The organism is Qipengyuania pacifica, from assembly GCF_019711555.1.
GTDB lineage: Bacteria > Pseudomonadota > Alphaproteobacteria > Sphingomonadales > Sphingomonadaceae > Qipengyuania > Qipengyuania pacifica.
Genome location: NZ_JAIGNQ010000003.1, coordinates 16601 through 42207, shown reverse-complemented (window position 1 = coordinate 42207; position 25607 = coordinate 16601). Strand labels below are relative to the sequence as shown.

The following is a 25607-nucleotide window of genomic DNA, read 5'->3' as shown; positions in this document are numbered from 1 at the left end:
AATTCAACCTTCGGAGCGTGAAAAGGCGTTCTTGGTCTTCAAACTGGGCTTTTCCGCCCATGGTTCCTCCGGCCAGCGGTGCTTGGGGTAGCGCCCCTTCATATCCTTGCGCACATCGGCCCAGCTTCCACGCCAGAAATTCGGCAGGTCGCGGGTGGACTGGATTGGCCGCCCGGCGGGGCTGGTGAGCTTCAGGAGGAGCGGCGTTGCGCCGACCATGGGGTGGCTCTCCAGTCCGAAGAGCGCCTGCACGCGCACCTCGACGCTTGGCGCATCGTCGCCCGTATAGTCGATGCGGTGCGTAGTGCCCGCAGGAGAGGTAAATTCGCGCGGTGCCAGCCGGTCCAGCCGCTGGCGGCTGTCCCAGTCGAGCTGGCCGAGCAGGGCATCCACCAGTTTGCCTCTGGGTAGATCGAGATCGCGCCGCCCTTGCAGCAGTGGTGCGAGCCAGAGCGGAGCATTTTCAGCCAGGCCGTCGCGCTCCAGCCCGGCGACACCGGCATGACCGGCGCGGGCGAGCAGTTCTGCCGGGAGTATCTTTGCCGGGTTTTCCAGAGCTTTTTCCACAAGCATATCCACAATGGCCTGCCCATTTGGTGCCGGGTCCGGTCCGCGCGCCAGCGTGATCGCGCCAAGTCTGCGTTCAAGCAGCGCCTCCACCCGCTCGCCCGTCCAGCGCAGCACATGCCTGCGTTCGATCCTGTTCGGCAGCCAGCGTTCCAGATCGGCTTCTTCCAGCGCGATGGCAGAGGTGATCCGCGCGCCTTTCGCCTGCCCCTGCGCATCGCCCACGACCAGAAATTGCCCACGGGCAAGCGGAGATGCGGGATCGAGCACGAAGCCCCTGCCCCCGGCGGTAATCCAGTTTTCACCGCTGGCATCGCGCCGTCTGGCGATGAATTCCGGCCGTCCCGCGGCAAGCAGGATGCCGGGCGGCGGGCTGGGCCCAGTCTCGCCATCGGGCGACCCCTGCACCAGACCGCGCGCCTGCTTTGCCCATCTGGCCGCCAGCTTGCGGCTGGCCTCTGCCCGGGCGCCGCGATCGCCGTTCCAGCGCGAGAGGCGCGCTTCGAGGTCTTCCCCCTGCCCGCCGAGACCGCGTTCCTGCAGCAGCAGGGCGATCCGCGCCGCTTGCATTTCCGCCCCATGTTCCGCGCCGAAAAGAATGGTCGCGGCCCCCTGCGGGTCGAGCGGAAGCTGCGCGAGACGAGTGCCGCGTTCGGTAATCCGGCCATCTGCGTCGAGCGCGCCGAGCGCCACCAGTGTCTGCCGGGCCGCGCCGATGGAGGCGGCAGGCGGCGGATCGAGCCAGCCGAGTTCCAGCGGGTCGCCGCTGCCCCATTGAGCCAGCGCCAGAACCAGCGGGGCAAGATCGGCGGTGAGCATTTCGGGCGGATCGTAGGGCGGCCGCCCGCCATGGCCTGCCTCTTCCCACAGGCGATAGGCGATGCCCGGCCCCTGCCGCGCCGCGCGCCCGGCGCGCTGGGCCGCCGCGGCCTGACTGGCGCGATGGGTAACCAGATGCGTGGTGCCCGCCGCGCGGTCGAATTCGGCCCGGCGGGACAGGCCGGCATCGACCACGACGGATACGCCGTCGAGCGTCAGCGAGGTTTCGGCAATGGCGGTGGCCAGAACGATGCGGCGGCGCCCTTCGGCATCGCGCCTGATGGCAACACGCTGCCCCGCAGGATCGACCTGCCCGTGGAGCGGAAGGACGAGTGCGGACGGCAGACGCGCTTCCAGACGTTCGCGCACCCGTTCGATTTCCCGTACGCCGGGCAGGAAGGCGAGGATATCGCCCTGCTCTTCCCGCCAGGCGGAAGCGACGGCCTGCGCCATGGCATCTTCCACCGGGAGCTGCGGCGACGATCCGAACCATCTGATCTGCAAGGGGTGCGCCCTGCCCGCGCTTTCGATCACCTGCGTATCGGCCCCCAGAAGCTGTGCGAACCGCGCGCCGTCGATCGTGGCCGACATGACCAGAACGCGCAGATCGTCGCGCAGGACGGCGCGGCTTTCGAGCGCGAGCGCAAGGCCGAGATCGCTGTCGAGGTGACGCTCATGCGCTTCGTCGAAGAGGACGGCGCATATTCCCGCCAGTTCGGGATCGGAGAGAATGGTGTTCACGAAGATCGCTTCGGTCACCACCAATACGCGGGTCCTGGCCGAGCGTTTGCTGTCGAGCCGGGTCAAATAGCCGATGGTTTCCCCCGGCTTTTCGCCCAGCGTTTCCGCCATGCGTTCCGCGGCGGCCCGTGCCGCCACGCGCCGCGGCGAGGTGAGAATGACGGTGCCGGTGCACCAGTCTTCGTTCAGCAGTGCAGGAGCGACCGCCGTAGTCTTGCCCGCACCCGGAGGGGCGACGAGCACAGCCCCGCTGCCCTGACGAAGCGCGCCGAGCAGTTCGGGCAGGACGGCATGAATGGGCAGATCGTTATTCACGAGAGCGCCCTATCACGCGGAGACGGGATCAATACCCCCGCGCGACTGCGAACAGCGCAGCCTGCGTCATCGCCCGGCGTGCCTTGCCGTCAGGGAAGATCGACAGGGCATCGATCGCCCGCTGGGCAAAATGGCGCGCACGCAGCTTGGTATCAGAGACGGCCTGATGGCGTTCGATGAGCTGGATGGCGTGATCGAGATCTTCATCTTCGGTCCGGAAACCGCCGATGGCAGCTTTCCAGAATTCCCGTTCTTCCTCGGACCCGCGGGCATAGGCAAGGATGACGGGCAGCGTCATCTTGCCTTCGCGGAAATCGTCGCCCCGGTCCTTGCCCATGGCAGCGGCGTTGGAATCGTAATCCAGCGCATCGTCGACGAGCTGGAAGGCCACGCCGAGATTGCGCCCATATTCGTCGAGCGCCTGTTCCTGTTCGTCGCTGCATTCGGCAACTACGGCGGCGATCCGGCTGGCGGCCGCGAACAGGGCCGCGGTCTTGGCGCGGATGATGTGGAGATAGCGCTGTTCGCTGGTGTCGATCTTGCGCTGGGCGGTCAGCTGGTCGACTTCGCCTTCGGCAATGATCGCGCTGGCACCCGAAAGGATTTTCAGCACCTTGAGGCTGCCGTCTTCGGTCATCAGTTCAAACGAGCGGCTGAACAGGAAATCGCCGACCAGAACGGTGGCGGGATTGCCGTAGATGATGTTGGCCGCAGCCTTGCCGCGCCGAAGATCGCTGCCATCGACGACATCGTCATGCAGGAGCGTGGCGGTGTGGATGAATTCCACCGCGGCGGCGAGTTTGTAGTGGCGCGTGCCGCTGTAACCGACGAGGTCCGCCCCGGCGAGCGTAAGCATCGGGCGCAGGCGTTTGCCGCCGCCCGATATCAGGTGCCCTGCGAGCGCCGGGATCAGCGGCACTTCGCTTTGCATGCGATCGAGGATCACCTGATTGACCTGGTTCATGCCATGCGCCGTCAGGGACAGCATGGGTTCGATGGAGCCTTCCAGCTCCTTGCGCTTCAGGGGGATAACTTCGGCTGACATTTCGGCTTGGCCATGGTCTGCCCAAGCTTTCTTGGCAAGCCGGGATTTATCGCTAGCGTGGCAGCATGACCACATCGCCCCAGCCCGATCCCGTTCTCGCCGGTTTTCGCAAGAGCATCGACAATATCGACGCCGCGCTCATCCACATACTGGCAGAGCGTTTCCGGATCACGCAGGCGGTGGGCGAATACAAGGCGAAGGTGACGCTGCCCCCTGCCGATCCCACCCGCGAAAAGGAGCAGATCGAACGGCTGCGGCGGCTGGCGGAAGAAAGCGAGCTGGACCCGGAATTCAGCGAGAAATTCCTGCGTTTCATCATCGACGAGGTGATCCGCCACCACGAACAGGCGGCGCAGCGTTAGGCAGGCCTTACAGCGCGCTGCGCGGCAGGCTTAGCTGCACCAGCAAGCCGCCCAGATCCTCGCTTTCCGCCAGTTCGACCGAGCCGCCGTAGATTTCCGCGACATCGCGCACGATGGCGAGGCCGAGGCCGGTGCCCGGCTTGCCCGTATCGAGCCGCGCACCGCGATCGAATATCCTGGCGCGGTCGGCTTCGGGAATGCCCAGCCCGTCATCTTCGATCCAGATGATGCATTCTTCCGAATCGCGCTGCGCATCGATGGTGACGAACACGCTGCCACCTCCGTATTTGGCGGCGTTTTCGATCAGATTGCCAAGGATTTCATCGAGATCCTGCCGCTCGATCGAGACGGCAGCGTTCCGATTCCCGTCGAGATCGAAGCGGGTCGTATCGTAAATGCGGGTCACCGCGCGCAGCACGCTTTCGGCGCTGGGCCATACTTCGGCGCGCGAATGGCCGGTGGCACGCCGCCCCACGGCCCGCGCCCGGGCGAGATGGTGTTCGACGTGGCGCTGCATCGTCTTGGTTTCGCGGCACACCAGATCGGACAGTTTGGGATCGTGCGCGGTCGCCGCATTGGTGAGCACCGTCAGCGGCGTCTTCAGAGCGTGGGCGAGATTGCCGGCATGCATGCGCGCTTCTTCCGCCTGCTGTTCGGTATGGGCGAGGAGCGCGTTGATTTCCTCCACCAGAGGTTCGACCTCGAGCGGGAGGGGTTCGGAAATGCGGTTCGCGCCTTCGCTGCGCATGGCCTGGATGGCGTTGCGCACGCGCCGCAGCGGCGAAAGACCGTACCAGCTTTGCAGCATGGCAAGGGTGAGAAGGCCCATGCCCAGCGCCGCGAAGCTCCAGATCAGGATCGAGCGGATCCGGGTGATCTGATAGTCGAGTTCGCCGCGGGCGGAGGCGACGGCGAAGGTCCACTCCGTATCGCTGTCGGGCAGCATGACAGTTCGCTCGACGATGCGCAGGGGCTCGCCTTCGAACTGGTCGGAATTGTAGAAATGCGGCTGCTTGTCGACGTGATCGCCATGCAGTTCGAGGCTGCGATCCCACAGGCTGCGGCTGGGAAAGGGTTGATGCCCTTCACCCGTAACCTGCCAGTAGACCCCGCTATTGGGTTCCAGAAAACGCTGGTCCCCGAGGGAGCGATAGAGCTGCACATCGCCGAAACTGTCGATTTCGGCCGTAGAGATCAGCGCGGTCTGGACGTATTCCAGCTGCTCGTCGAAATTATCCTCCACCAGCCGGACGAGCGTACGGTCGAGCGCGAAGCCGCCGCCGAGCAGCAGGATGCTGATCCACAGCGCGGCAATAACCATCATGCGCCGCGCAAGGCTGCGCCGCGCCGCCGGGTGGCCGATGGTCACCGGATTTTCGGCAGGCGGGGACGCCGGCGGGACCTGCCCGACCGCCGCCGCCTCGCCGCCGTCTCCGTCAGGATGCGCGCGGCTGGTCGGCGGGATCGTCGAGGCTGTAACCGAGTCCACGGATCGTCGTGATCACGTCTGCACCCAGCTTCTTGCGGATGCGGGTAACGAAGACCTCGATCGTGTTGGAATCGCGGTCGAAATCCTGATCGTAGATATGTTCGATCAGTTCGGTGCGGCTGACCACCTTGCCCTTGTGGTGCATGAGGTAGGACAGCAGCTTGTATTCCTGCGCGGTGAGCTTGACCGGCTCGCCCTGCAGGGTGACGCGGCCCGAGCGCGTGTCGAGACGCACATCGCCCGCCGTCAGTTCGCTGGAGGTGTTGCCCGATGCGCGGCGGATCAACGCCCGCAGGCGCGCGATGAGTTCTTCGGTCTGGAAAGGCTTGGCGAGATAATCGTCCGCCCCGGCATCGAGACCGGCGACCTTGTCGGACCAGCTGTCACGTGCGGTCAGCACCAGGACGGGGAACTTGCGGCCTTCCTTGCGCCACATGCCCAGCACCGTCAGCCCGTCGATCTCCGGCAGGCCGAGGTCGAGGATGACGGCGTCATATTCCTCGGTACTGCCCAGGAAATGCCCATCCTCGCCATCGGTGGACAGGTCCACCGCATAGCCGTTCTGTTCGAGCGTCGATTTAAGTTGCTGGCCGAGCGTAGGCTCGTCCTCGACGATCAGGATCCTCATGAATGTCCGTCCTCGGATAATTTATCACGCGTTTCGTTCATGTAGATGAACGCGTCAACATGAACGGGGTTTCAATGGGAATGCCGCGCGGCCCGTTTAACGACTGCGACGCAGCACCTTGCCGGTGCGTGCATCCACATCGACATACATGACCCGCCCGTCCTTGATGAACTTGAGACGGTACGCCATCGCAGTCGAATCGTAAGCCGGGCCCAGGTATTCGGCGCCGCGCATGCTTGGCAGAACCCGCGCCTCGATCTCCCGCAGTTGCAGGATGTTACCTGCGCTCATTTCCCGCCGCGCTTCGCCCTGTTCGGAGCGACGCTGCGCAAAGGCGGGTTCGGCCATTATCGGACCGGCAACCAGCCCGAAAGCGAGAAGAGAGGCAAAGATGCGCTTCATGATGCGACCATGCCTATCCCGCCGGCATTGAACAAGGTGTGAATGCTGGCGGGATAGGCGCGTTAAGTCTCAGCGAGTCATCTCGAATTTAACCGTCAGCGAGACCATCGTGCCGACGAGGCCGGGTTCCACCGGGGTCGGCGCGGCGCTCACGTCCATCATCTTGCGTTCGGCCGACTGGGCGTAAGGCATGGGCGGGCCGGCAGCGACGGATTCGTTGATTTCGAGCAGGCGCACGCCGGAAAAGCCCGACCAGCGTGCATATTCCTCGGCCTGCGCACGCGCCTTTTCGAAGGCTGCCTTGCGCGCCTGTGCACGGGCGCCGGTATCGTCGTCGAGCGAGAAGTTCGGGCCATTGATATCGGTCGCCCCGGCAGCGACCAGCGCGTCGAGCACTTCGCCCGCACGCGGCACCTCGCGCAGGGTGACATTGACCCGGTTCGATGCCTGATAGCCGCGGAAGACCTGCCGGCTCGTGCTCTGATCGTAATCGTATTGCGCGCTCAGGTTGATGCCGGTGGTCTGGATGTCCTTATCCTTGATGCCCAGCGCCTTGATACGATCGATCACCGCGTTCATTTCGCGGGCATTGATACGCATGGCTTCGACCGCGGTGCTCGCCTGGCTGGTGACACCGGCACCGATATCGACGATGTCGGGTTTGGCATCGACGCTTTCACTGACCGACAGTTCGACAACCGGGCCCTGCGACTGGATCTGGACCTCTGCCGCCTGTGCGCTGGAGGCGATAGCCGCAGCAGCCAAGGCAGGAATTGCGTAACGGATCATCAAAATACTCCTCATTGTTCGGACGGTTAGTCGGCCTTTCGGCTTTACGGCTTGCTGAACGGATGTGTTCCCACTTTCCTCTGCGCGTCGTTGGCGCTAGCCCAACGGACCAAACGTGGGGGACACATGAAAGTCTGGAAAGTCGCACTCGCCGCATTGGCCACCATGGGCCTGCAACCGCTCGCTGCCCAAATGGAGCGTGTGCCCGACCGCGCATCGGACGAAGGCGAAGGCCCGTTCGGCAAGCTGCTGATCCGCGGCGCGACGGTTATCGAAGGCAGCGGCGCCCCGCCCGCAGGTCCGGTGGACATCATGGTCGAAGGCAATCGCATCGCCGCGCTTTACCCTGGCGGTGCGCCCGATAGCGCAGCCCAGGGTGCCGAGCGCGTGGTCGATGCCGCAGGCATGTATGTGCTGCCCGGTTTCGTGGATGTGCACGGCCATAACGGGGATGAGGGCAAGGCGGCCCAGCCATCCTATGGATACAAGCTGTGGCTGGCGCACGGCGTCACGACCGTGCGCGGCGTGAGTTTTTACTTTGGCCCCGGCACACCCGACCTGTCGGACGCCAGCCGCAGCGCGGCCAACACGATCACCGCGCCGCGCCTGATCCCCTACATCGTGTTCGGGGACAAATGGTCCGGCGGCAATCCGGACACGCCTGCAAAGGCGCGCGAGTGGGTGCGGTGGGCGAAGACGCAGGGCTATTGGGGAGTGAAGTTCTTCAACTCCTCCAGTCCCGAGGTGCTCGGCGCGGCGCTCGATGAAGCGAAAAAGCAGCAGATGGGGACTGTCGCCCATCTGGCGCAGACCGGTGTTGCCGAAGTCAACGCCCGCACGGCCGTGGAACTGGGCCTCGGCGGCGTGACGCATTTCTACGGCCATTTCGAAAGCCTGCTGAAGGACGGGCTGCCCTATTATCCCGAGAATTACAATTACTTCGACGAGCAGTCGCGCTTCGCGTGGGTGGCGCAGCTCGCTCCGCAGGCTGTCGAGCCCGGTAGCGAGAAATGGGACGAATACATCGATTTTCTCGTCGACAGCGGGGTAACCCTCAGCCCCACATTCAACATCTATTCCGCCAGCCGCGACGTGATGGCGGCGAAGACGCGTGACTGGCACGCGAAATACACGATCCCGTCGCTGATGGATTTCTACGCTCCCAGCGCCACCAATCACGGCAGTTATTACAAGGACTGGACCACCGAGGACGAGGTCGCCTGGCGAAAGTTCTACCAGAAATGGTTCAAGCTGACTAAGGAGTTCCACGAGCGCGGCGGGCGGGTCACTGCCGGATCCGATCCGGGCTATATCTATCAGACCTGGGGCTTTGCCTATATCGGCGAGCTGGAGATGCTGCGCGAGGCCGGCCTGTCGCCGCTCGCCGTGATCCGCGCAGCGACCATCGACGGCGCGCGCGAAATCTACGAGCCGCGCGGCGAAGCGCCGCCGATGGGCCGGATCGCCGTGGGCCAGCTGGCCGATCTGGTGATCGTGCCCGAGAATCCGCTGGCCAACTTCAAGGTATTGTACGGGACCGGCCATACGCGCCTCAATCGCGAAGACGAGACGATCGAGCAGGTCGGCGGCGTGCGCTGGACCATCAAGGACGGCATCATCTACGACGCGCAGCAATTGCTCGCCGATGTTGCCCGCATGGCCGACGAGCAGCGGGCAGCAGCTCAGCGATAAGTCGCCGGGAGCCAATCGTTCTCAGGCTCCCACAACTGACCTTATCGGTGAAGGCTTGCCGGACCGCCCCTGCGCGACTACCTCGCGCGGCCTATGGCACAGCCCCCAATTCTCAGCCTCGAAGGCATCGCCCTGCAACAGGGCGGCAAATGGCTGTTCGGCGGGCCCGATCACGATCCGCTGGACCTGCATATCGGACCGCGCGACCGGATCGCGCTGATCGGGCGCAACGGGGTGGGCAAGACCACGCTGTTTCGCATGATCGACGGGCAGGTCGAGACCGACGCCGGCATTCGCAAGACCAAGCCAGCCCTGCGCGTCGTGCTGCTCGAGCAGGATCCGGACCTGACCGGTCATGCCACGTTGATGGACTGGGCATTGGCGGGCGAACATGCCCCCCAGGAACATGAGGTCGAGGCCATTGCGGGCCAGCTCGGCATCGACATGAGCCGGGAAACCAAGGGCGCGAGCGGCGGCGAAAAGCGCCGGGCGGCCATCGCCCGCGCGCTGGCACAGGACCCTGACCTGTTACTGATGGACGAGCCGACCAACCATCTCGATCTGGGTGCGATCGACTGGCTGGAAAGCTGGCTGGACAGGTACAAGGGCGCCTTCGTCGTGATCAGCCACGACCGGACCTTCCTCAAGCGGCTGACCCGCACGACCCTGTGGCTCGACCGCGGTAACCTGCGGCGCAAGGAAGTGGGTTTCGGCGGCTACGAAGCCTGGGAAGAACAGGTCTATGCCGAAGAAGCGCGCGCCGCGGACAAGCTGGACGCCAAGCTAAAGCTGGAAGCGCACTGGCTGGAGCGCGGGGTGACGGCCCGGCGCAAGCGCAATCAGGGCCGGCTGGAGAAGCTCGGCCAGATGCGCGCGCAACGTGCCTCGATGATTACCGCTGCCGGCACTGCCAAGCTGCAGCTGGCGACCGAAGCGGAGTTCAAGTCGAAATCGGTGATCGCGGTGCAGGATATCACCAAGTCCTATGGTGAGAGGACGATCATCAAGCCGTTCAGCCTGCGTATCCAGCGCGGCGACCGGATCGGCATCGTGGGCGCAAATGGCGCAGGCAAGACGACCCTGCTGAAGATGTTGACCGGCGAACTGGAACCCGACAGCGGAACGGTCGACATCGCCAAGACACTGACCGGCGTGATGATCGATCAGCAGCGTCAGCTGCTCACCGCCGACAAGACGGTGCGCCAGGTGCTGGCTGAAGGCGGCGACTGGATCGACGTGCGCGGCGTGCGGAAGCATGTGCAGGCCTATCTCAAGGACTTCCTGTTCGATCCCAAGATCGTCGAGATGAACGTGTCTGTCCTCTCCGGCGGTGAGCGCAGCCGCCTGCTGCTGGCGCGCGAATTCGCCAAGGCATCGAACCTGCTGGTGCTGGACGAACCGACCAACGATCTCGATCTCGAAACGCTCGACCTGCTGCAGGAAGTCATCGCCGAATACGAGGGCACGGTGCTGATCGTCAGCCACGATCGCGACTTCCTGGACCGGACGGTTACCATCACCCTGGGCCTCGACGGCACGGGCAATGTCGATGTTGTCGCCGGTGGCTACGAAGACTGGATGGCCAAACGGCAGGCACCAATTACCGGCAAGACGCGTAGCGGTGGAAGCGATAACAAGGCTTCGCCCCCTGCCCCACCACCGCCGAAATCGACCAAGCTGTCCTATAAGGATCAGCGCGATTACGAACTGCTGCCAGCGCGCATCGAGGAACTGGAGGTGGCCATCGCCAAGGGCGAGGAAATACTGGCGGACCCCGATCTCTATACGGCAGACCCACAAAAATTTGCCAATATTTCCAAGGGCATCGAGAACGCCCGCAATGAAAAGGATGCGGCGGAAGAGCGCTGGCTGGCTCTCGCCGAACTGGTCGAGGGATGAGCCTGAAGGCGGAGATCGCGGCCTGCCGGATCTGCGCGGAACATCTGCCGCACGGGGTGCGGCCCGTTGCCAGTTTCTCGTCCACTGCGCGGCTGCTCATCATCGGGCAGGCGCCGGGCAGCAAGGTCCACGAAAGCGGCATCCCCTGGGACGATGCGAGCGGTGACCGGCTGCGCGAATGGACCGGGTTGTCCAAGGACGAAATGTACGATCCCACCCGCGTGGCGCTGGTGCCGATGGGTTTCTGCTATCCCGGCAAGGCAAGCGGCGGCGACAAGCCCCCTCGCCCCGAATGCGCCGCGACGTGGCACGAGCGGGTGATGGCCGAATTGCCGCAGGATCGGCTGACCTTGCTGGTCGGCACATACGCGCAGCGCGCCTACCTACCGCAAACCAGAAACTGGACGATGGCGGAGCGCGTGCGCCGCCATCGCGAATTCCAGCCGGATTTCATTCCACTGCCGCATCCCGCATGGCGCAGCACGCTGTTCATGCGTCAGCACCCGTGGTTCGAGGAAGACCTTCTTCCAGTCTTGCGGGACAGCGTGGGTACAGCGTTGCGCGGCGATTGAAATCGGCCGCGCAACGCCGTTACCGTCAAAGCAGGCCTTCGGCGCTCATGGCCTTGTTGACCGCGTCGCGCTGCTTGTTGCGTTCGCGGTAATCGACCAGCGATTGCGGCAAGTCGACATCGAACTTGTCGGCCCACAGCAGGGTGACGAACAGATAATTGTCCGCCACCGTCGGGCCATCACCGACGAGCCAGTGTTTTCCATCCATCAGCTTTTCGGTCAGGCGGTAGGTTTCGGCCAGCTTGTCCTTGGCCTTGGCCTGACGATCGTCTGTGTCCTGTCCGAACAGCGGGTGATAGCCGCCGTGAATCTCGGTGCCGATAAAGCCAATCCATTCGAGCAGCTTGAAGCGATCCTTGCCGGTGGGTAGCGCGTCGGTCTTTTCCGCGACATAGGTCAGGACAGCGGGGTTTTCCGTCAGCAGATCGAACTCGTCGCTGGAAATGGCAGGCACGTAGCCGCGCGGGCTGATTGAATAGAAATCGGTGCCATCCTCGGTCTGGTGCTTGCTCAGATCGACCTTCACGGTGTCGTAATCGCCGCCCCATTCTTCGAGCGCGATGTGTGAGGCGAGACTGCAGGCGCCGGGCGAATAATAGAGTTTCACGTTCAATTCTCCTTCAATTCCTGTGAAAGCAACGTCCCGCTTCCCTGCTTGGTCCTGAGTTTCTGCCGTTCATTTTCGAGCCGTGAAGTTGACAGGTTGACACTGTCCTGACGGTCAGGCGATCCGGTAGAATTGTGCGACCCGGTCGAGCGCCAGCGACAGCACCAGTTTCCCGCTTCGCACCGGCCATGCCAGCGCCTTTTCCGCAGCAGGCAAACCTTCCCCCGCACAGGCGACGCGCCACAGGATATCGCACAGACCCGGGCCTGCTTCGGCCATGGCGCCATCGAAGCGATCCTTGGCGGCGATCTGGCGTTCGGATTCCGTGAGACCATGGCCGCACGATCCGTTATCCACCCTGACCGGATCCCAGCGCATGGTGACGGATGGCGGCAATTGTGCGCGTTCGTAATCGGTGCGCAGGCGTTCTCCGGCATCGAACTGGCGATCGGTCAGATGGCCGCGCGAATGCAGCCAGGTGAGCGGGCTTTCGGCAAGATTGACGGTCACGCTGCGACGGCCGGAGACTGCCTCGCCCGTGCGCCGCGGGCCTGCAGAGGTGAGTTCGCGTTCGACGAGATTACGCATCGGATTCTCCACTGTGAAAATTCCGCCTTGCGCGCTCCCGGTTCCTGTAGGAAAGTGAAAAAACCAAATCGGTTATCAAGGGGAGTGACCGAGTGATCAATCGCATCCGCGACATTCGCAAGCAGAAGGGTATGACGCTGGCCGATCTGGCCGAAGCGTGCGATCCGCCGACCACGCCGCAGACTGTTGGACGGCTGGAGACGGGCATGCGGAACCTGTCTCTGAAATGGATGGAGCGGATAGCTGCCGCGCTGGATGTCGAAGCCGACATGCTGGTCCGCAGCGAACGGGCCGGTCACCCGCAGATCGTGGCGAAGCTGGCGAAGGACGGAGCCGAAGCGCTTTCCAGAACCCGCGATGCGATCCTGTCTACCGATCTCGGCGGAGACGGTGCGCTGATGGTGCTCGACGTCGATTATCCGCACGGCGAATATCGCCCGGGCGACCAGCTCTGGCTGCGCCAGCTGGACCTGGAAGATGCCGGCCGCGCCATCAACCGCGATGTACTGGTGCCCAAAAAGGGGGGACGCTTCGCCTTCGGGCGGCTGATCGACCGCCGTGGCGAACTGCTGGGAATACTGCCGCCCGGACAGGGGCAGAAGCAGGATGTCATCAAGGATGCACCCTGGATCGCGGTTGCGGAAATGCTGGTGCGCACGCTGTGAACACGCCCAAGACGCGCCGCGTCCTTTCCCTGTCGACGCTGTTTCCCAACCCTGCCCAGCCCCGGTTCGGCATCTTCGTGGCGCGGTCGCTGGAGGCGTTGCAGCGCGATACGCAGTGGGATGTGACCGTGATCAATCCCATCGGCCTGCCTCCGGTCGCATTGGGGCGATATCGGGAACTGGCTGCTGCGGCACAGGATAGCGAAGATTTCGGCATTCGTGTCCATCGGCCCGTGTTTCGCCTGATCCCCAAGATCGGCGGAAGGTTGAACCCGGCTTTGATAGCGCGCGCGGTGCTGCCGCTTGTCCGGCAGCTCCACGCGCAAAATCCGTTCGACCTTGTCGATGCGCAGTTCTTCTATCCCGATGGCCCGGCCGCGATGATGATCGCGCGCGATCTGGGGCTGCCCTTCACGGTGAAGGCACGCGGATCGGACATCCATCACTGGGGCGCCCGCCGATATGGCCGCGATGCGCTGCTCCAGACTGCAAGGGCCGCCTCCGGCGTGCTTGCCGTATGCAAAGCGCTGGCGGACGACATGGCGATGCTCGGCATGGAGCGGGAGAAGATCCGCGTTCACTACACGGGGCTGGACAGGGACCTGTTCCGGCCGATGGATCATGTAGGGCTGCGCGCGCGGCTGGCGCAGACCTTCGATATCCCGCTGACGAATGACGACCTGCTGCTGGTTACCGTCGGCGCGCTGATCGAGCGGAAGGGGCAGGCGCTGGTCATCAAGGCGCTGGCGCATCTGCCCAAGGGGCGGTTGCTGCTGATCGGTAAGGGTGAGGACCGGTCGAGCCTTCTGGCATTGGCCCGGGATGTGGGCGTGGCCGACCGTGTCCACATGCTCGGCAGCCTCGACCCGGCAGTGTTGCCGCCGCTGCTCTCCGCTGCCGATGCCATGGTCCTGCCGTCTGCCAGCGAAGGACTGGCGAATGCATGGATCGAGGCGCTGGCCTGCGGGACGCCGATCGTCATTACCGATGCGGGAGGCGCGCGCGAAGTAGTGACAACGCCAGATGCCGGGGTGATCGTGGCTCGCAATTGCCGCGCGGTGCGCGAGGGGATCGAGCTGGTGACCGCCCGCCCCCGCTCACCCGAAAAGGTGGCGGCGGCGGTCGATGAATTCAGCTGGGCGGCAAATGGAAGAGCCCTTGCCGCCTATTACGACACGCTGGTCTAGACGACGCCGCGCGCCTTCTTTTCCTGCTTGTCGGTCGCCGTTTCGGTGGGGACGAAGCTGTCGCTGGTAACGCCCAGCCACACGAGGATCGGTGCCGACATATAGACCGAGCTGTAAGTACCCACGAACAGGCCGAGGGTAATGCCGGCGACCATGCCGAACAGGCTGGCGGGGCCGAACAGCAGAAGCGGGATCAGCGCGACGAACAGCGTCAGCGAGGTCATCACCGTACGGGCGAGAGTTTCGTTGACCGACAGGTCGAGCAGTTCCGGCAGCGGCATCTTGCGGAATTTCTTCAGATTTTCGCGGATGCGATCGTAGACGACGATGGTGTCGTTCAGCGAATAGCCGATGATCGCCAGAATTGCCGCGATGATCTGCAGACTGAATTCCATCTGGAACAGGGCAAACATGCCGAGCGTCAGACTGACGTCGTGGAACAGCGCGAACAGGGCGCCTACACCGAATTGCCATTCGAAGCGGATCCAGATGTAGAGCGCAATGGCCGCCATCGCGGCTAGAAGAGAGTAAAGTGCCGTCAATCGGAATTCGCCCGAGACCTTGCCGGACACGTTGTCATTACCGTCGAGCCGGAAGTCCGAATAATCGCTCTGCAGTGTACTGACGATCTCGTTGGCCGCCGCCTGTGCAGCTTCCTTGTTGGCCGAAACATCATCAGGCAGGCGCACGCGGATCGATACCTGGTTGTCCTCGCCGAAACGCTGGACCACAGGATCGCCATATCCCAGCGTTGCCACCTTTTCGCGCAGTTCGCCGACGGGGGCTTCCGCGCTTTGGGTAAAGGTTGCCCGCACTTCGAGACCACCGGCGAAATCGACGCCGTAATTGAGGCCCTTGGTGAGAACCAGCGCCCAGCTTGCGGCGATCAGCAGGATGCTGACCGCGAAGAAGGGAATGCGCCATTTGAGGAACTTGATGTTGGTGTCGTCGGGGACGAGCTTGAGCAGTTTCATATCCTCGCCCTTCCTAAAGCAAGATGTCTTTGGGCTTGGCCTTGCGCAGCCAGCCGGCGACCCACATGCGGGTCAGCGTGACGGCGGTGAAGACCGAGGTGAACAAGCCGATGACCAGCACCACGGCAAAGCCGCGCACCGGACCGCTGCCGAACAGGAACAGCAGGACACCCGCGATGAAGTTGGTGATGTTGGCATCGTAGATCGCGCGGCTCGCCTCGCGATAACCGGTTTCCACGGCTGCCACGACACGCCGCCCGCGTTTTCGTTCTTCGCGAATACGTTCGTTGATGAGCACGTTGGCGTCCACCGCGGCGCCGATGGTCAAAACGAAACCGGCAATACCGGGCAAGGTCAGCGTCGTGCTCAGCGCCGCCATGATGCCGAGCAGCATGGCGATGTTGATGACCAGCGCAACCGTCGCATAGACGCCGAAGCGGCCATAGCTGGCGATCATCAGCAGGATGACCAGCAAGGACCCGAGCCCCATGGCGAGCATGCCGCGCTGAATCGAATCGGCGCCGAGATCGGGACCGACCGTACGTTCTTCGATCACGGCAAGGTCGACCGGCAGCGCGCCCGAACGCAGCGAAATTGCGAGCTGGTTGGCCGTTTCGACCGTGAAGCCGCCAGAAATCTGCGCTGTGCCGCCACGGATCGGTTCATTGATGTTGGGCGCCGAAAGCACCTTGTCATCGAGGATGATGGCGAAGGGCTTACCTGCGTTTTCCGTCGTCAGCTTGGCAAAGCGGCGGCCGCCGTCGCTATCGAACTGGATCGTTACGACCGGTTCGTTGGTCTGGGCATCGAAGCTCTGCTGTGCGCCGGTCAGGCTGTCGCCACGGATGCCGCCGAGACGGCGAACGGCGAGTGACGTGCCGGCGAAGTCCGACGTTTCCGAATAAGGGAAGATTTCCGATCCCGGAGGCGCGAGGCCCTGCTGCACATCGCTCGGCAGGGCGTTCTGATCGACCAGTTTGAATTCGAGCTTGGCCGTCTGGCCCAGCAGCGCCTTGAGTTCTTCGGGATCCTGCAGGCCCGGAACCTGCACCACGATGCGGTCATCGCCCTGACGAATAATGGTCGGCTCGCGCGTGCCGAGTTCGTCGATACGCTTGCGCACCACTTCGGTGGCGCTTTCCATCGCATCGCTGACCGCCGTGTTGATCCCTTCCTGTGTAGGCGTAAGGATCATGCGATTGCCGTCTTCGACCGCCATATCCCATTCGCGGACCAGGCCGGTTCCGTTGATCGACGGCAGCAGAAGTTCGCGCGCGCGATCGATCTGGGAAGGATCGTCCAGCACGAAGCTGAGCCGTCCGTCACGAGTCGAAACGTCGCCGATGCGGATCCGCGGTTCGGCGTTGCGCATTGTGTTGCGCACGTTTTCTTCCATGTTGTCGAGGCGCTGCGTGGCTACCTGCGACGCATCCGCTTCCAGCAGGATGTGGCTACCGCCTGCAAGGTCGAGGCCGAGATTGACCATCGGGTCGGGCAGGAAGTCGGGCCAGCGTACACTGGTTGCGGACAGCAGCGAGGGCAGCGCGGCGGCGACGCACAACAGCGTCACCACCCACAACCAGACTTTACGCCAGGTAGAAAATTCGAGCATGGAAGGTTGCGCCCCTGCTTAGTCGTTCGCGGCCGGTGTGCTGCGCGAGGACAGCACTTCACCGATCGTGTTGCGGACCGCCTTGACGGTCATGCCCTTGGCAAGTTCGACATGCACGAAATGCTCGTCCACCTTGGTGATCTTACCGACAAGCCCACCGGCCGTAACCACTTCGTCGCCCTTGGCCAGGCCGGCAACACGTTCGCGGTGCTGCTTCTGCTGGCGCATTTGCGGACGCAGGATGAGGAACCACAGGATCAGGAGCATGCCGAGCGGCAGCACCCAGCCGGTCCATGCCGGTGCTGCGGAAGCACTTCCGGCGGCGGCGAGAATATCGATCATCGAAGGTATACCTGTAGGAAATTGCAGTATCTGTCGGGTCCGCAATTGGGTGACGCCTGCCCGCTGTTCAAGCGGTCGGGCGCCTTCCATATGCGGAAGTGCGGCGCGGTTAGCAGTATTGCGGTGCCGGGGCAACGAATTGGCGGCGAAGTACGCTTGCCATGCACAGACACGCGCCCTATAGGGCCGCCTCCACTGGTTTCGGGATGTAGCGCAGCCTGGTAGCGCACCATACTGGGGGTGTGGGGGTCGCTGGTTCGAATCCAGTCATCCCGACCAGTGGTTTCCCCCTTTCACAATCGTTTCACGCCGCGCTTCAAGTGCGTGCGGCCGTACCGCCACCCTGGTATCGGCGCGGGTCTTTGCGCGGCTATATTCCGATGCAGCCGCTCTAGCCAACGGATGCTGGCGCGCCCAATCGCACGATATGTTAAGCGAGTGGTGCGAATGTAAGGATCGCGTTTACCATCGCGTCGCGCGGCAAGCTTACGCAAAAACGCGTATGTTTTAACGGTTCCATTACCACTTTCCCTTAACTTCTGGCGCATGACAAAAGCGCCATTCCGCCTCGCCCTCGCGCCGCTGGCCATCGCGGCAGCCCTGATCACGACGCCTGCACATGCCGGCGGCGTGAAGGCCGGGACACTGATCGAGAACACCGCGAGCGCCACCTATGACGGTGGAGCGGGCCCGGTGACGATCCCTTCCAACACCATCACGGTAAAGGTCGACGAACTGCTCGACGTGACGGTCACGTCACGCGATTCCGGGCCCGTTTCGGCCGCGCCGGGATCGGCGGTCCTGACTTTCGAGCTGACCAACACAGGCAACGGGCCCGAGGCTTATACGCTTACCGCCAACCCCGCCGTGGCGGGCAGCGACTTCGACACCACGGTCAATGGCATAGCGGTCGATACGAACGGCAACGGGGTGTACGATCCGGGCGTCGATCAAATGCTGACAGGTCCTGCCACGACAGCGGCAATCGCTGCCGATGCGAGCCTGACCGTCTTCGTCGTCGTAACCATTCCGGGCGGAGTTGCCGATGGCGACCAGAGCGATGTGAGCCTGCTTGCCGAAGCGGTGACCGGGACCGGGGCACCGGGCACGGCGTTCGCAGGCCAGGGTGCCGGCGGCGGCAACGCCATCGTCGGTTCAACCGGGGCCAATGCCACTGCGACCGGATCGTTGAGCGTCGGCATCACCGATGTGGACCTTATCAAATCCGCAACTGTGCGCGATCCGTTCGGCGGTACCGGCATCGTACCGGGCGCAACCATCACCTACGCGATCCGCGCCGAAGTCAGAGGCAGCGGGTCGGTTTCCGACCTTCTCGTCACCGACGCTGCGCCCGCCGACACCACCTATGTTGCAGGTTCGCTGAAACTCGACGGGGCCATTCTCACCGACGCTGCCGACGCAGATGCCGGGCGCTTCGGCACGAGCGGAATTTCGGTCGATCTCGGCACCGTGTCGGGCGGATCAAGCCGTACCGTGACATTCCAGGTTACTATAGATTGATACTTAGCATTCGATCATAAAGGTCTGAATTATGCGTATTTTCCTCATATTATTCATATCAATTCTAGCAACGGCGGCGGGCACTGCTCCGCTGTCCGCGCAGGATCAGGCGATATCGCTATCAGGCAGCGTGATGCATGAAACGGTCTCATTCGACGCGTCCGGTAAAGAAGTTACCGAGCTGGTCGAGCCCAACACGATCGTCCCGGGCGATCGGCTGATCTTCGGGACGGACTACAACAATGGCAGCGACGAAGCGGTCGATAACTTCGTCGTCACCAATCCGTTGCCGCCGGCAGTACGTCTGGCGCCGGATGCCGACACCACGCTGATCGTATCGGTCGACGGCGGCAAGAGCTTCGGCACGCTTTCGCAGCTGTCCGTCTTGGCCGAGGACGGCGGCTCCCGTCCGGCAGTTCAGGCCGATGTCACTCATGTCCGCTGGACACTCCCGTCGGTAGCACCGGGGGAAAGCGGGCGTCTCGAATATCCAGCCATCATCCGCTGACCGGCGGACGATAACCGCCACACCTTGCGGGCGGACAGGGGAATGCAGGGTACATCAGAAGGAAGAGTAGAATGAAACGCAGCAAGCAATTGCTGGGGGCAATGAGCACGATTGCGCTCATTGCATTCAGCGCCAGCCCCGCCCTGGCGGGGGGCAGTACCGCGGGCAGTTCGATCACGAACAATGTCTCCGTCAGTTTCGACGTGGGCGGTGTGACACAGACGGCCGTAACCGCATCCAATACCTTTACGGTCGATCGCAAGATCGACGTGCTGGTGGACTTTGCCGGAACAGCCGCAACGTCGGTCGCCCCGGGGGCTCAGAACCAGGTTCTCGCTTTCGACGTGACGAACCTATCGAACGCCGTCGTCGACATCCGGCTGGCTGCAGCGCTCAATGCGGGCAACGCCGCCAATATCGCCAATTTCGAAGTCTATCGCGACACCAATGGCGACCGTAGCCTGAGCGCCGCCGAGTTGGCCGCAGGCCCGATCACCTATCTCGACGAAGTCGCTGCCGACGGAACCGTCGCCGTGATCGTCATCGCCGACATCGGCCTTGGTGCAGTCAACGGCAACGAATTCGACGTCGTGTTGACCGGCACCGCCCGCGAAGGCGGCACCGCCGGGACGCAGGGCGCGGCCATCACGCAGACGGCCGGGGCCAATACAGCAGGCGTCGACACCGTCTTTACCGATGGGGCGGGCACCACCGATGCAGCGCGCGACGGAGCCTATTCCGATGTCGGCAAATATGTCGTTGCCGGCGCGACCATGTCGGTCAGCAAGACCAGCCGCATCGTCAGCGACCCCGTAAACGGGCCGACCAATCCCAAGGCAATTCCGGGCGCCACGATCGAATATTGCATCGTCGTGTCGAACGCGGCCGGAGGGGCGACGGGCACGAATATCGATGTGAACGACGATCTGCCGGCTGATGTGTCCTATTTGACCGCATTCGGTATCTTCGTGGATGGCAATGCCAGCTGCGCCAGCGGCACACGGGGCGATAATCTGCCCACTCCGACGGCCAGCTACATTAGCGGTACGCACGAGATCACCGCGGACCTGAGCAACATCGCCCCTTCGCAATCGCGCTCGGTCTATTTCCGCGTCACGATCGACTGATCGCCAGCGCGACTTCCAATCAATGCGTTTCCGCTTTCCCTTCCGGCTTCTGGCAGCAGCGCTCCTTGCAGCGCTGCTGTCGGTCGTCGTGTCCGGAGAAGCCGTTCACGCACAGACGATCGACAATATTGCCCATACAAAATGGGTGTTTGGCGGCGATACCTACGAAACAACATCCAATACGGTATCGGTCGATGTGGACCGATCAAAACCGGTTATCACCGTTTACCGGCCGACCACGGGATCGGGTACCGGCATATCCTATCGCGCACCACGCTGCGATACCGCATCGATCGCATCGGCCAAGGTTGCACAGCAAGCTGGCAATACCGATGCCGAGCTGATTTCCGCCGTTGTCGAGACTTCCGACAAGGTTTCTCCGGGCGGTTCCATTCTTTTCGACGTGCTGGTTCCGGTGGCGAATATCGATCCGAGGGTAGTGGATTCGGTAGATGTCCAGGTAATCAGCAGTGCCGGGGACAGCGAACGCCTGACCATTTTCGAGACCGGCGAAAATACGGGCCATTTCATCGGCCGCATCCTCACACACCATGTTCCCCCTGCCCCGTCTGGCACGGACTGCCGGCTGGGGGTGAAGGATGGCGGGACGGTCGAAATCGAGATCCATGCGCGGGGGAGCGCGGTCATCGTTGCAACGGCGACGGTTGACGTGCTGGCGGACCCTTTCGGCGTAGTGTTCGACAGCGAAACCGGCGAAGAGATCAGCGGCGCACGCGTGACGCTGATCGATGCGGCGACCGGCCAGCCCGCCACGGTCTTCGCGGAGGATGGGATAACCCGCTGGCCTTCTACCGTTATCAGCGGGCAGGCGATCACGGATGCGGCGGGCAACACATATCAGATTGGCCCCGGCGAATACTGGTTCCCCCTCACCGCGCTGGGGAGCTATCGCGTCCTGGTCGAGCCACCAGACATGTATACCGCCCCCTCGGTTGCGACCCCGGCGCAGCTTCAGCAGCTTGTGCGCGAGGATGGCAGCACCTTCGTCATAGTCGATGGCTCCTTCGGGGACAGGTTCGTCCTCGTCGACCAGGTTCCCCGCCGTATCGACATTCCGCTCGATTGGTCTGGCGGCGCGGTGACGGTCGCGAAAACAGCGTCGCGCGACCGCGCCGAACCGGGCGATGTGATCTTCTATGCGATCACAGTGCAGAACCCCGACGCTTCGCGCGTGAAGCGCAATGTCGTGCTTGTCGACACCCCGTCACGCTGGTTGCGGTTCCGCCGCGATTCCGTGCGGGTCGACGGCGAGCGTATCGAGGACGCAGCCCAGTTCTCGGCAGATGGGAGCGAGTTACGGATCGAACTGGGCGACATCGCCGGCGGTGCTACGCGCCGCGTTACCTACGCCATGACCGTGCGCCCAGATGCGCCGCCGGGCGATGCCGAAAATCGCGCTGTGGCGATCGACTCGCTCGGGCGGGAAATCATTGCCGGCACCAGCGTCGAAATCGAACGCGAGGCAATTGCCAGCCGAATGACCATCCTCGGGCGAGTGACTGCAGGCGATTGTTCGCTCATCGACTCTCGGCGCGGCATTCCGGGCGTGCGTGTCATGCTCGAAGACGGCAGCTTTGCAATGACCGACAGCGAGGGGCGCTATCACTTCGAAGGGGTCGTGCCGGGCACGCACGTGGTCCAGGCTTCCCGCATGACGCTGCCCGAGGGCGGCGAATTCGTTAATTGTCATCGCGACACGCGCAACGCGGGCAGCGCAACGTCGCGCTTCGCCATTGGGCAGGGCGGATCGCTTGTCGTCGCAGATTTCCATGCACGCCTGCCTGAAAGCGCCCTCTCTTCGAGTGTCGAGACAGTCGTCGAGACAGACCAGGGCAACGCGGACGCGGAGCGCGAAGGCGACGTCGTGCCTGAAGCAAACGGCCTGGCGACCGACTGGATGGCCCTGGGCGATGGCCCCGATGGCTGGCTGACCCCTGAAATCGGTCACAATCCACGTGCCCCGGCTATTCGCGTCGCAATCCGGCACCGCAAGGGACAGAAAATCGCGCTTCGTGTCGACGGCCAGCCTGTAAGCGGCCTCAACTTCGAAGGCACCCGCGAGGCAGAGGCCGGCAAATACGCTGTGAGCCAGTGGCGCGGCATTCCACTGAAGCACGAACGCACGATGCTGAGTGCAGACATCATAAACAGCCTCGGCGAAATCAACGAGACGATCGAGCGCGAGGTCTTCTTCACCACCGCTCCCGCGAAAGTCGAACTGGTACCCGAGCTGTCGAACCTCGTGGCGGACGGGCGTACACGGCCCGTGGTTGCCGTGCGCGTGCTCGATCGCAACAACCGGCCTTTGCGCGAAGGCGTAGCCGGCGAGTTTACGCTCAGCGCCCCCTATCAGAGCGCCGAACAGATCGAACGCCAGCAGCTCGATCAACTGACCGGCCTCGAAGCGAGCTCGGCCCGCTGGGTCGTCGGCGGCACTGACGGGATTGCGCTGATCGAACTGGCCCCGACCATGGTGAGCGGGTCGGTCCGGCTCGACTTCCGGTTCGACGATGGCGAGATCGTACGTGAACAGGAACTCGAGACATGGATCGTGCCCGGCGACATCGAATGGACGGTGATCGGTCTCGCCGAAGGGTCTGTGGGCGCCCGGACCGTTGCCGAGAATATGGAACGCGCCGGCCGCTTCGACAGCGATCTTGGCGACGAAGCACGCGTGGCCCTCTATGCCAAGGGCCGTGTGCTCGGGAAATATCTCGTCACCCTCGCCTATGACAGCGCGAAGCAGGCCGAAGACCAGCGTGTGCTCGGTACGCTTGATCCGGACGCTTATTACACGGTGTTCGGCGATGCTTCGACCCGCCGCTTCGACGCGGCATCGCGTGAGAAGCTTTATCTGCGGGTGGAGACGGCCACGTTTTACGCGCTTTACGGCGATTTCGAAACCGGCTTCGACCAGACCCGCCTTTCCCGGTACAACCGCACTGCAACCGGCGTGAAGGCGGAAGCGCGGCTGGGCCAGTTCCGCGCGCAGGGTTTCGCAGCAGAAATCGCCACCCGCTTCCGCAGGGACGAGATCCAGGGACAGGGCATTACCGGACCCTACCGCCTCTCCAGCCGCGGCCTGATCGCCAACAGCGAAAAGGTTGTGCTCGAAGTTCGTGACAGGTTTCGTTCTGAACTGATTGTTTCTTCGAAAGAAATGGTCCGTTTCATCGATTACGACATCGATCGCCTGTCCGGAACGATCACCTTCAAGGAACCCGTTCTCAGCCGTGACTTCGACCTCAATCCGCAATTCGTGGTGGTCGATTACGAGATCGACGGGTTCTCCGATGGCGAGCTCAATGCAGGCCTTCGGACCGATTGGACTGCGTCAGGCGGCGCCGTGCGCATCGGTGCGACTGCCGTGACGGACAAGGGTGACGGCTCGCGGACCGACATGGGTGCCGTCGATCTGCGTGCCAGGTTCGGCGACAGCACGGAACTGCGTGCGGAAGTCGCTGCGAGCCGCCGCGATGGAGCGACTTCTACCGGCTGGCTGGTCGAAGCACAGCACCAGACCGGATCGGTCGATGTGATCGCCTATGCGCGCTCGCTCGACGCAGAATATGGAGTCGGCCAGCAGAATGGCGCCGAGCAGGGTCGGCGCAAGTTCGGCACCGATGCGCGGATCAAGCTGGGCGAAAACCTCTCGATCCTTGGCAGCCTGTGGCAGGATGACAGCCTCACCGATGACGGCCGCCGCCGGGCAGCGCAGATCCAGCTGGGCTATACGACGCAGGCGAGCGACCTGCGTTTGGGCATCGCGCACTTCGCCGATCGCCTGGCCGATGGCACACGCAATGATTCAACCGTTCTGGAAGGGGGCGTTACCCAGCGCTTGCTCGACAACCGGCTCGAGCTGAGTGCATCAACCAGCATCGCCCTGGACAGTGCGGAATCGATCGATTTACCGGCGCGGCACCGGATTGGCGCCCGATATGCGCTTACAGAAAATGTCCGCATTGTCGGTCTTTACGAGTTGGCGGACGGTGCCGAGATCGACGCGCGCACCATAAAGGGCGGGTTCGAGGTCACCCCATGGGAAGGCGCGAAGGCCGTCACCTCGCTGGGCCGGCAGGACATCGGCGAATATGGCAATCGCAGCTTTGCCGCCTTCGGCCTGGCCCAGTCGCTTCAGGTAACGCCTGCCCTGACGATCGATGCCACGATCGACGGCAATCGCACTCTGGGCGGCAGCAACACGGTTTCCGACGTCGTCAATCCGGCTCAGCCCGTGGCTAGCGGGGGACAGCTGGGACAGGACGGCACGCTGTTCGAAGACTTCAACGCGGTCACCCTTGGCATGGCGTGGCGCAAGGATCGGTGGAGCGCCACGGGGCGCGCCGAATATCGCGATGGCGAATTCGCCGATCGCAAGGGCCTGACCCTCGGTGCGATCCGCCAACTGGGCGAAGGCAGTATCGTCGGATCGGGCTTTACCTGGACGGAGGCGAAAGCCGACAATGGAGCTGCAACCCAAATCATGGACGCGGCGATTGCCATCGCGCACCGTCCCTCCGAAGCCGCCCTCGCCTTCCTTGGAAAGCTGGAGTTTCGTAGCGATGAAGTCACCGATGCCGTGGCCGGTGAAGCAGGCGCTGCCGGCAATACGGCATTGCTGGTGGACGGCGATGCCAAGTCCAGCCGCCTGATCGCCAGCCTTTCGACCAACTGGTCGCCACGGGGACGGGATGCGAGCGGACAGATGGTCCGTCGCCACGAATTCGGCATTTTCATCGGCGCACGGTACAATTTCGATCAATTCGAAGGTTACGACTATGCCGGCACCACCCTGCTGGGCGGCCTCGATGCAAAGTTCGGCCTTGGCGAGCGTTTCGAAATCGGCGCGCGAGGCACGGTTCGCAAAGGTCTGGAGGACGGCCTTACGAGCTATGCCATCGGTCCGAACGTCGGGTTCAGTCCAGCGGACAACGCTCTGATAACGGTGGGCTACAATTTCGCAGGTTTTCGCGACCAGGATTTCTCCGCGGCGCGCGAAACCGATGAGGGACTATACGCCTCGATCCGGATCAAGTTCGATGCCGATACCTTCTCCTTCCTCGGCCTGGGCCGATAGGTGGCGAGACGATGGGTTACCATGATCTAAACCGGCCCTTAACCATGTTTGCGTA

General features: G+C 63.3%; 21 protein-coding genes and 1 tRNA gene. 11 read left to right on the top strand and 11 right to left on the bottom strand.

What is annotated here, in order from left to right; genetic code table 11:
- Positions 1-3: 3 nt before the first annotated feature.
- Positions 4-2442: an ATP-dependent helicase HrpB gene (gene hrpB / locus K3177_RS09910; protein WP_221598148.1), complete on the bottom strand. Its 2439-nt coding sequence runs from the start codon at positions 2440-2442 to the stop codon at positions 4-6.
- Positions 2443-2470: 28 nt separating this feature from the next.
- The gene (locus K3177_RS09905) at positions 2471-3487 is read right to left on the bottom strand and encodes a polyprenyl synthetase family protein (RefSeq protein ID WP_103025139.1); all 1017 of its coding nucleotides are present in this window, start codon (positions 3485-3487) and stop codon (positions 2471-2473) included.
- A 65-nt stretch (positions 3488-3552) separates the two neighbouring features.
- On the opposite strand from K3177_RS09905, the gene K3177_RS09900 reads away from it, so the two are divergent.
- Positions 3553-3849, top strand: a complete 297-nt coding sequence (locus K3177_RS09900; protein WP_103025140.1) for a chorismate mutase — start codon at positions 3553-3555, stop codon at positions 3847-3849.
- Positions 3850-3856: 7 nt separating this feature from the next.
- Here K3177_RS09900 and K3177_RS09895 read toward each other — a convergent pair whose 3' ends face one another.
- The 4 genes from K3177_RS09895 to K3177_RS09880 form a co-directional block, all read right to left on the bottom strand.
- Positions 3857-5173 (bottom strand): sensor histidine kinase, encoded by a 1317-nt coding sequence (locus tag K3177_RS09895; protein ID WP_221598511.1) that lies wholly within the window; start codon positions 5171-5173, stop codon positions 3857-3859.
- A gap of 112 nt (positions 5174-5285) precedes the next feature.
- Positions 5286-5966, bottom strand: coding sequence for a response regulator transcription factor (locus K3177_RS09890; RefSeq protein WP_103025141.1), 681 nt, complete (start codon positions 5964-5966; stop codon positions 5286-5288).
- A gap of 96 nt (positions 5967-6062) precedes the next feature.
- Positions 6063-6368 (bottom strand): PepSY domain-containing protein, encoded by a 306-nt coding sequence (locus K3177_RS09885; RefSeq protein ID WP_103025142.1) that lies wholly within the window; start codon positions 6366-6368, stop codon positions 6063-6065.
- Positions 6369-6437: 69 nt separating this feature from the next.
- On the bottom strand, positions 6438-7157 hold the full coding sequence (locus tag K3177_RS09880) for an SIMPL domain-containing protein (protein ID WP_247714417.1): 720 nt from the start codon (positions 7155-7157) through the stop codon (positions 6438-6440).
- Between the two features lie 126 nt (positions 7158-7283).
- On the opposite strand from K3177_RS09880, the gene K3177_RS09875 reads away from it, so the two are divergent.
- The 3 genes from K3177_RS09875 to K3177_RS09865 all read left to right on the top strand — a co-directional run bounded on the left by K3177_RS09875 (position 7284) and on the right by K3177_RS09865 (position 11320).
- Entirely contained in the window at positions 7284-8849 is a 1566-nt protein-coding gene (locus K3177_RS09875) for an amidohydrolase family protein (protein ID WP_221598146.1), read from the top strand.
- 93 nt (positions 8850-8942) lie between these two features.
- Complete coding sequence (locus tag K3177_RS09870; protein WP_221598145.1) at positions 8943-10748, top strand: ABC-F family ATP-binding cassette domain-containing protein; 1806 nt, start codon at positions 8943-8945, stop codon at positions 10746-10748.
- Positions 10745-11320, top strand: a complete 576-nt coding sequence (locus K3177_RS09865; RefSeq protein ID WP_221598144.1) for a uracil-DNA glycosylase family protein — start codon at positions 10745-10747, stop codon at positions 11318-11320. The genes K3177_RS09870 and K3177_RS09865 overlap by 4 nt, the downstream gene beginning before the upstream one ends.
- 25 nt (positions 11321-11345) lie before the next feature.
- Here the strand turns inward: K3177_RS09865 and K3177_RS09860 are convergent, their stop codons facing one another.
- Positions 11346-11927 (bottom strand): glutathione binding-like protein, encoded by a 582-nt coding sequence (locus K3177_RS09860; RefSeq protein WP_221598143.1) that lies wholly within the window; start codon positions 11925-11927, stop codon positions 11346-11348.
- Between the two features lie 114 nt (positions 11928-12041).
- Positions 12042-12515 carry a DUF6456 domain-containing protein gene (locus K3177_RS09855; protein ID WP_221598142.1) on the bottom strand — a complete coding sequence of 158 codons (474 nt, stop codon included), beginning with the start codon at positions 12513-12515 and terminating at the stop codon, positions 12042-12044.
- 92 nt (positions 12516-12607) lie between these two features.
- On the opposite strand from K3177_RS09855, the gene K3177_RS09850 reads away from it, so the two are divergent.
- Both K3177_RS09850 and K3177_RS09845 read left to right on the top strand, forming a co-directional pair.
- Positions 12608-13180: a helix-turn-helix transcriptional regulator gene (locus K3177_RS09850; protein WP_221598141.1), complete on the top strand. Its 573-nt coding sequence runs from the start codon at positions 12608-12610 to the stop codon at positions 13178-13180.
- Positions 13177-14367, top strand: coding sequence for a glycosyltransferase (locus K3177_RS09845; RefSeq protein WP_221598140.1), 1191 nt, complete (start codon positions 13177-13179; stop codon positions 14365-14367). Before K3177_RS09850 ends, K3177_RS09845 begins: the two co-directional genes overlap by 4 nt.
- Here K3177_RS09845 and secF read toward each other — a convergent pair.
- From secF to yajC, 3 genes are read right to left on the bottom strand one after another with little or no spacing between them, the layout of a single operon-like run.
- Positions 14364-15341, bottom strand: a complete 978-nt coding sequence (gene secF, locus K3177_RS09840) for a protein translocase subunit SecF (RefSeq protein ID WP_196845851.1) — start codon at positions 15339-15341, stop codon at positions 14364-14366. The two genes, K3177_RS09845 and secF, sit on opposite strands and share 4 nt — an antisense overlap.
- 13 nt (positions 15342-15354) lie before the next feature.
- Positions 15355-16953: a protein translocase subunit SecD gene (gene secD, locus K3177_RS09835; RefSeq protein ID WP_196845850.1), complete on the bottom strand. Its 1599-nt coding sequence runs from the start codon at positions 16951-16953 to the stop codon at positions 15355-15357.
- An 18-nt stretch (positions 16954-16971) separates the two neighbouring features.
- Positions 16972-17295, bottom strand: a complete 324-nt coding sequence (yajC, locus tag K3177_RS09830) for a preprotein translocase subunit YajC (RefSeq protein WP_103025153.1) — start codon at positions 17293-17295, stop codon at positions 16972-16974.
- A gap of 202 nt (positions 17296-17497) precedes the next feature.
- Between yajC and K3177_RS09825 the strand changes: the two genes are divergently transcribed.
- The 5 genes from K3177_RS09825 (at position 17498) to K3177_RS09805 (ending at position 25552) form a co-directional block, all read left to right on the top strand.
- Positions 17498-17574: transfer RNA gene (locus K3177_RS09825), tRNA-Pro, on the top strand.
- A 267-nt stretch (positions 17575-17841) separates the two neighbouring features.
- Positions 17842-18816, top strand: coding sequence for a hypothetical protein (locus tag K3177_RS09820; RefSeq protein ID WP_221598139.1), 975 nt, complete (start codon positions 17842-17844; stop codon positions 18814-18816).
- A gap of 31 nt (positions 18817-18847) precedes the next feature.
- Positions 18848-19324, top strand: coding sequence for a hypothetical protein (locus K3177_RS09815; protein ID WP_221598138.1), 477 nt, complete (start codon positions 18848-18850; stop codon positions 19322-19324).
- A 71-nt stretch (positions 19325-19395) separates the two neighbouring features.
- Positions 19396-20451: a hypothetical protein gene (locus tag K3177_RS09810; protein WP_221598137.1), complete on the top strand. Its 1056-nt coding sequence runs from the start codon at positions 19396-19398 to the stop codon at positions 20449-20451.
- Between the two features lie 22 nt (positions 20452-20473).
- On the top strand, positions 20474-25552 hold the full coding sequence (locus K3177_RS09805; RefSeq protein ID WP_221598136.1) for an isopeptide-forming domain-containing fimbrial protein: 5079 nt from the start codon (positions 20474-20476) through the stop codon (positions 25550-25552).
- The last annotated feature ends 55 nt before the right edge of the window (positions 25553-25607 follow it).

Excerpts from the sequence above, each read along its gene's own strand:
- K3177_RS09905 (WP_103025139.1), bottom strand. The coding sequence starts at position 3,487 with ATGTCAGCCGAAGTTATCCCCCTGAAGCGCAAGGAGCTGGAAGGCTCC.
- K3177_RS09900 (WP_103025140.1), top strand. The coding sequence starts at position 3,553 with ATGACCACATCGCCCCAGCCCGATCCCGTTCTCGCCGGTTTTCGCAAG.
- K3177_RS09895 (WP_221598511.1), bottom strand. The coding sequence starts at position 5,173 with ATGATGGTTATTGCCGCGCTGTGGATCAGCATCCTGCTGCTCGGCGGC.
- K3177_RS09890 (WP_103025141.1), bottom strand. The coding sequence starts at position 5,966 with ATGAGGATCCTGATCGTCGAGGACGAGCCTACGCTCGGCCAGCAACTT.
- K3177_RS09885 (WP_103025142.1), bottom strand. The coding sequence starts at position 6,368 with ATGAAGCGCATCTTTGCCTCTCTTCTCGCTTTCGGGCTGGTTGCCGGT.
- K3177_RS09880 (WP_247714417.1), bottom strand. The coding sequence starts at position 7,157 with ATGATCCGTTACGCAATTCCTGCCTTGGCTGCTGCGGCTATCGCCTCC.
- K3177_RS09875 (WP_221598146.1), top strand. The coding sequence starts at position 7,284 with ATGAAAGTCTGGAAAGTCGCACTCGCCGCATTGGCCACCATGGGCCTG.
- K3177_RS09870 (WP_221598145.1), top strand. The coding sequence starts at position 8,943 with ATGGCACAGCCCCCAATTCTCAGCCTCGAAGGCATCGCCCTGCAACAG.
- K3177_RS09865 (WP_221598144.1), top strand. The coding sequence starts at position 10,745 with ATGAGCCTGAAGGCGGAGATCGCGGCCTGCCGGATCTGCGCGGAACAT.
- K3177_RS09855 (WP_221598142.1), bottom strand. The coding sequence starts at position 12,515 with ATGCGTAATCTCGTCGAACGCGAACTCACCTCTGCAGGCCCGCGGCGC.
- secF (WP_196845851.1), bottom strand. The coding sequence starts at position 15,341 with ATGAAACTGCTCAAGCTCGTCCCCGACGACACCAACATCAAGTTCCTC.
- secD (WP_196845850.1), bottom strand. The coding sequence starts at position 16,953 with ATGCTCGAATTTTCTACCTGGCGTAAAGTCTGGTTGTGGGTGGTGACG.
- yajC (WP_103025153.1), bottom strand. The coding sequence starts at position 17,295 with ATGATCGATATTCTCGCCGCCGCCGGAAGTGCTTCCGCAGCACCGGCA.
- K3177_RS09820 (WP_221598139.1), top strand. The coding sequence starts at position 17,842 with ATGACAAAAGCGCCATTCCGCCTCGCCCTCGCGCCGCTGGCCATCGCG.
- K3177_RS09815 (WP_221598138.1), top strand. The coding sequence starts at position 18,848 with ATGCGTATTTTCCTCATATTATTCATATCAATTCTAGCAACGGCGGCG.
- K3177_RS09810 (WP_221598137.1), top strand. The coding sequence starts at position 19,396 with ATGAAACGCAGCAAGCAATTGCTGGGGGCAATGAGCACGATTGCGCTC.
- K3177_RS09805 (WP_221598136.1), top strand. The coding sequence starts at position 20,474 with ATGCGTTTCCGCTTTCCCTTCCGGCTTCTGGCAGCAGCGCTCCTTGCA.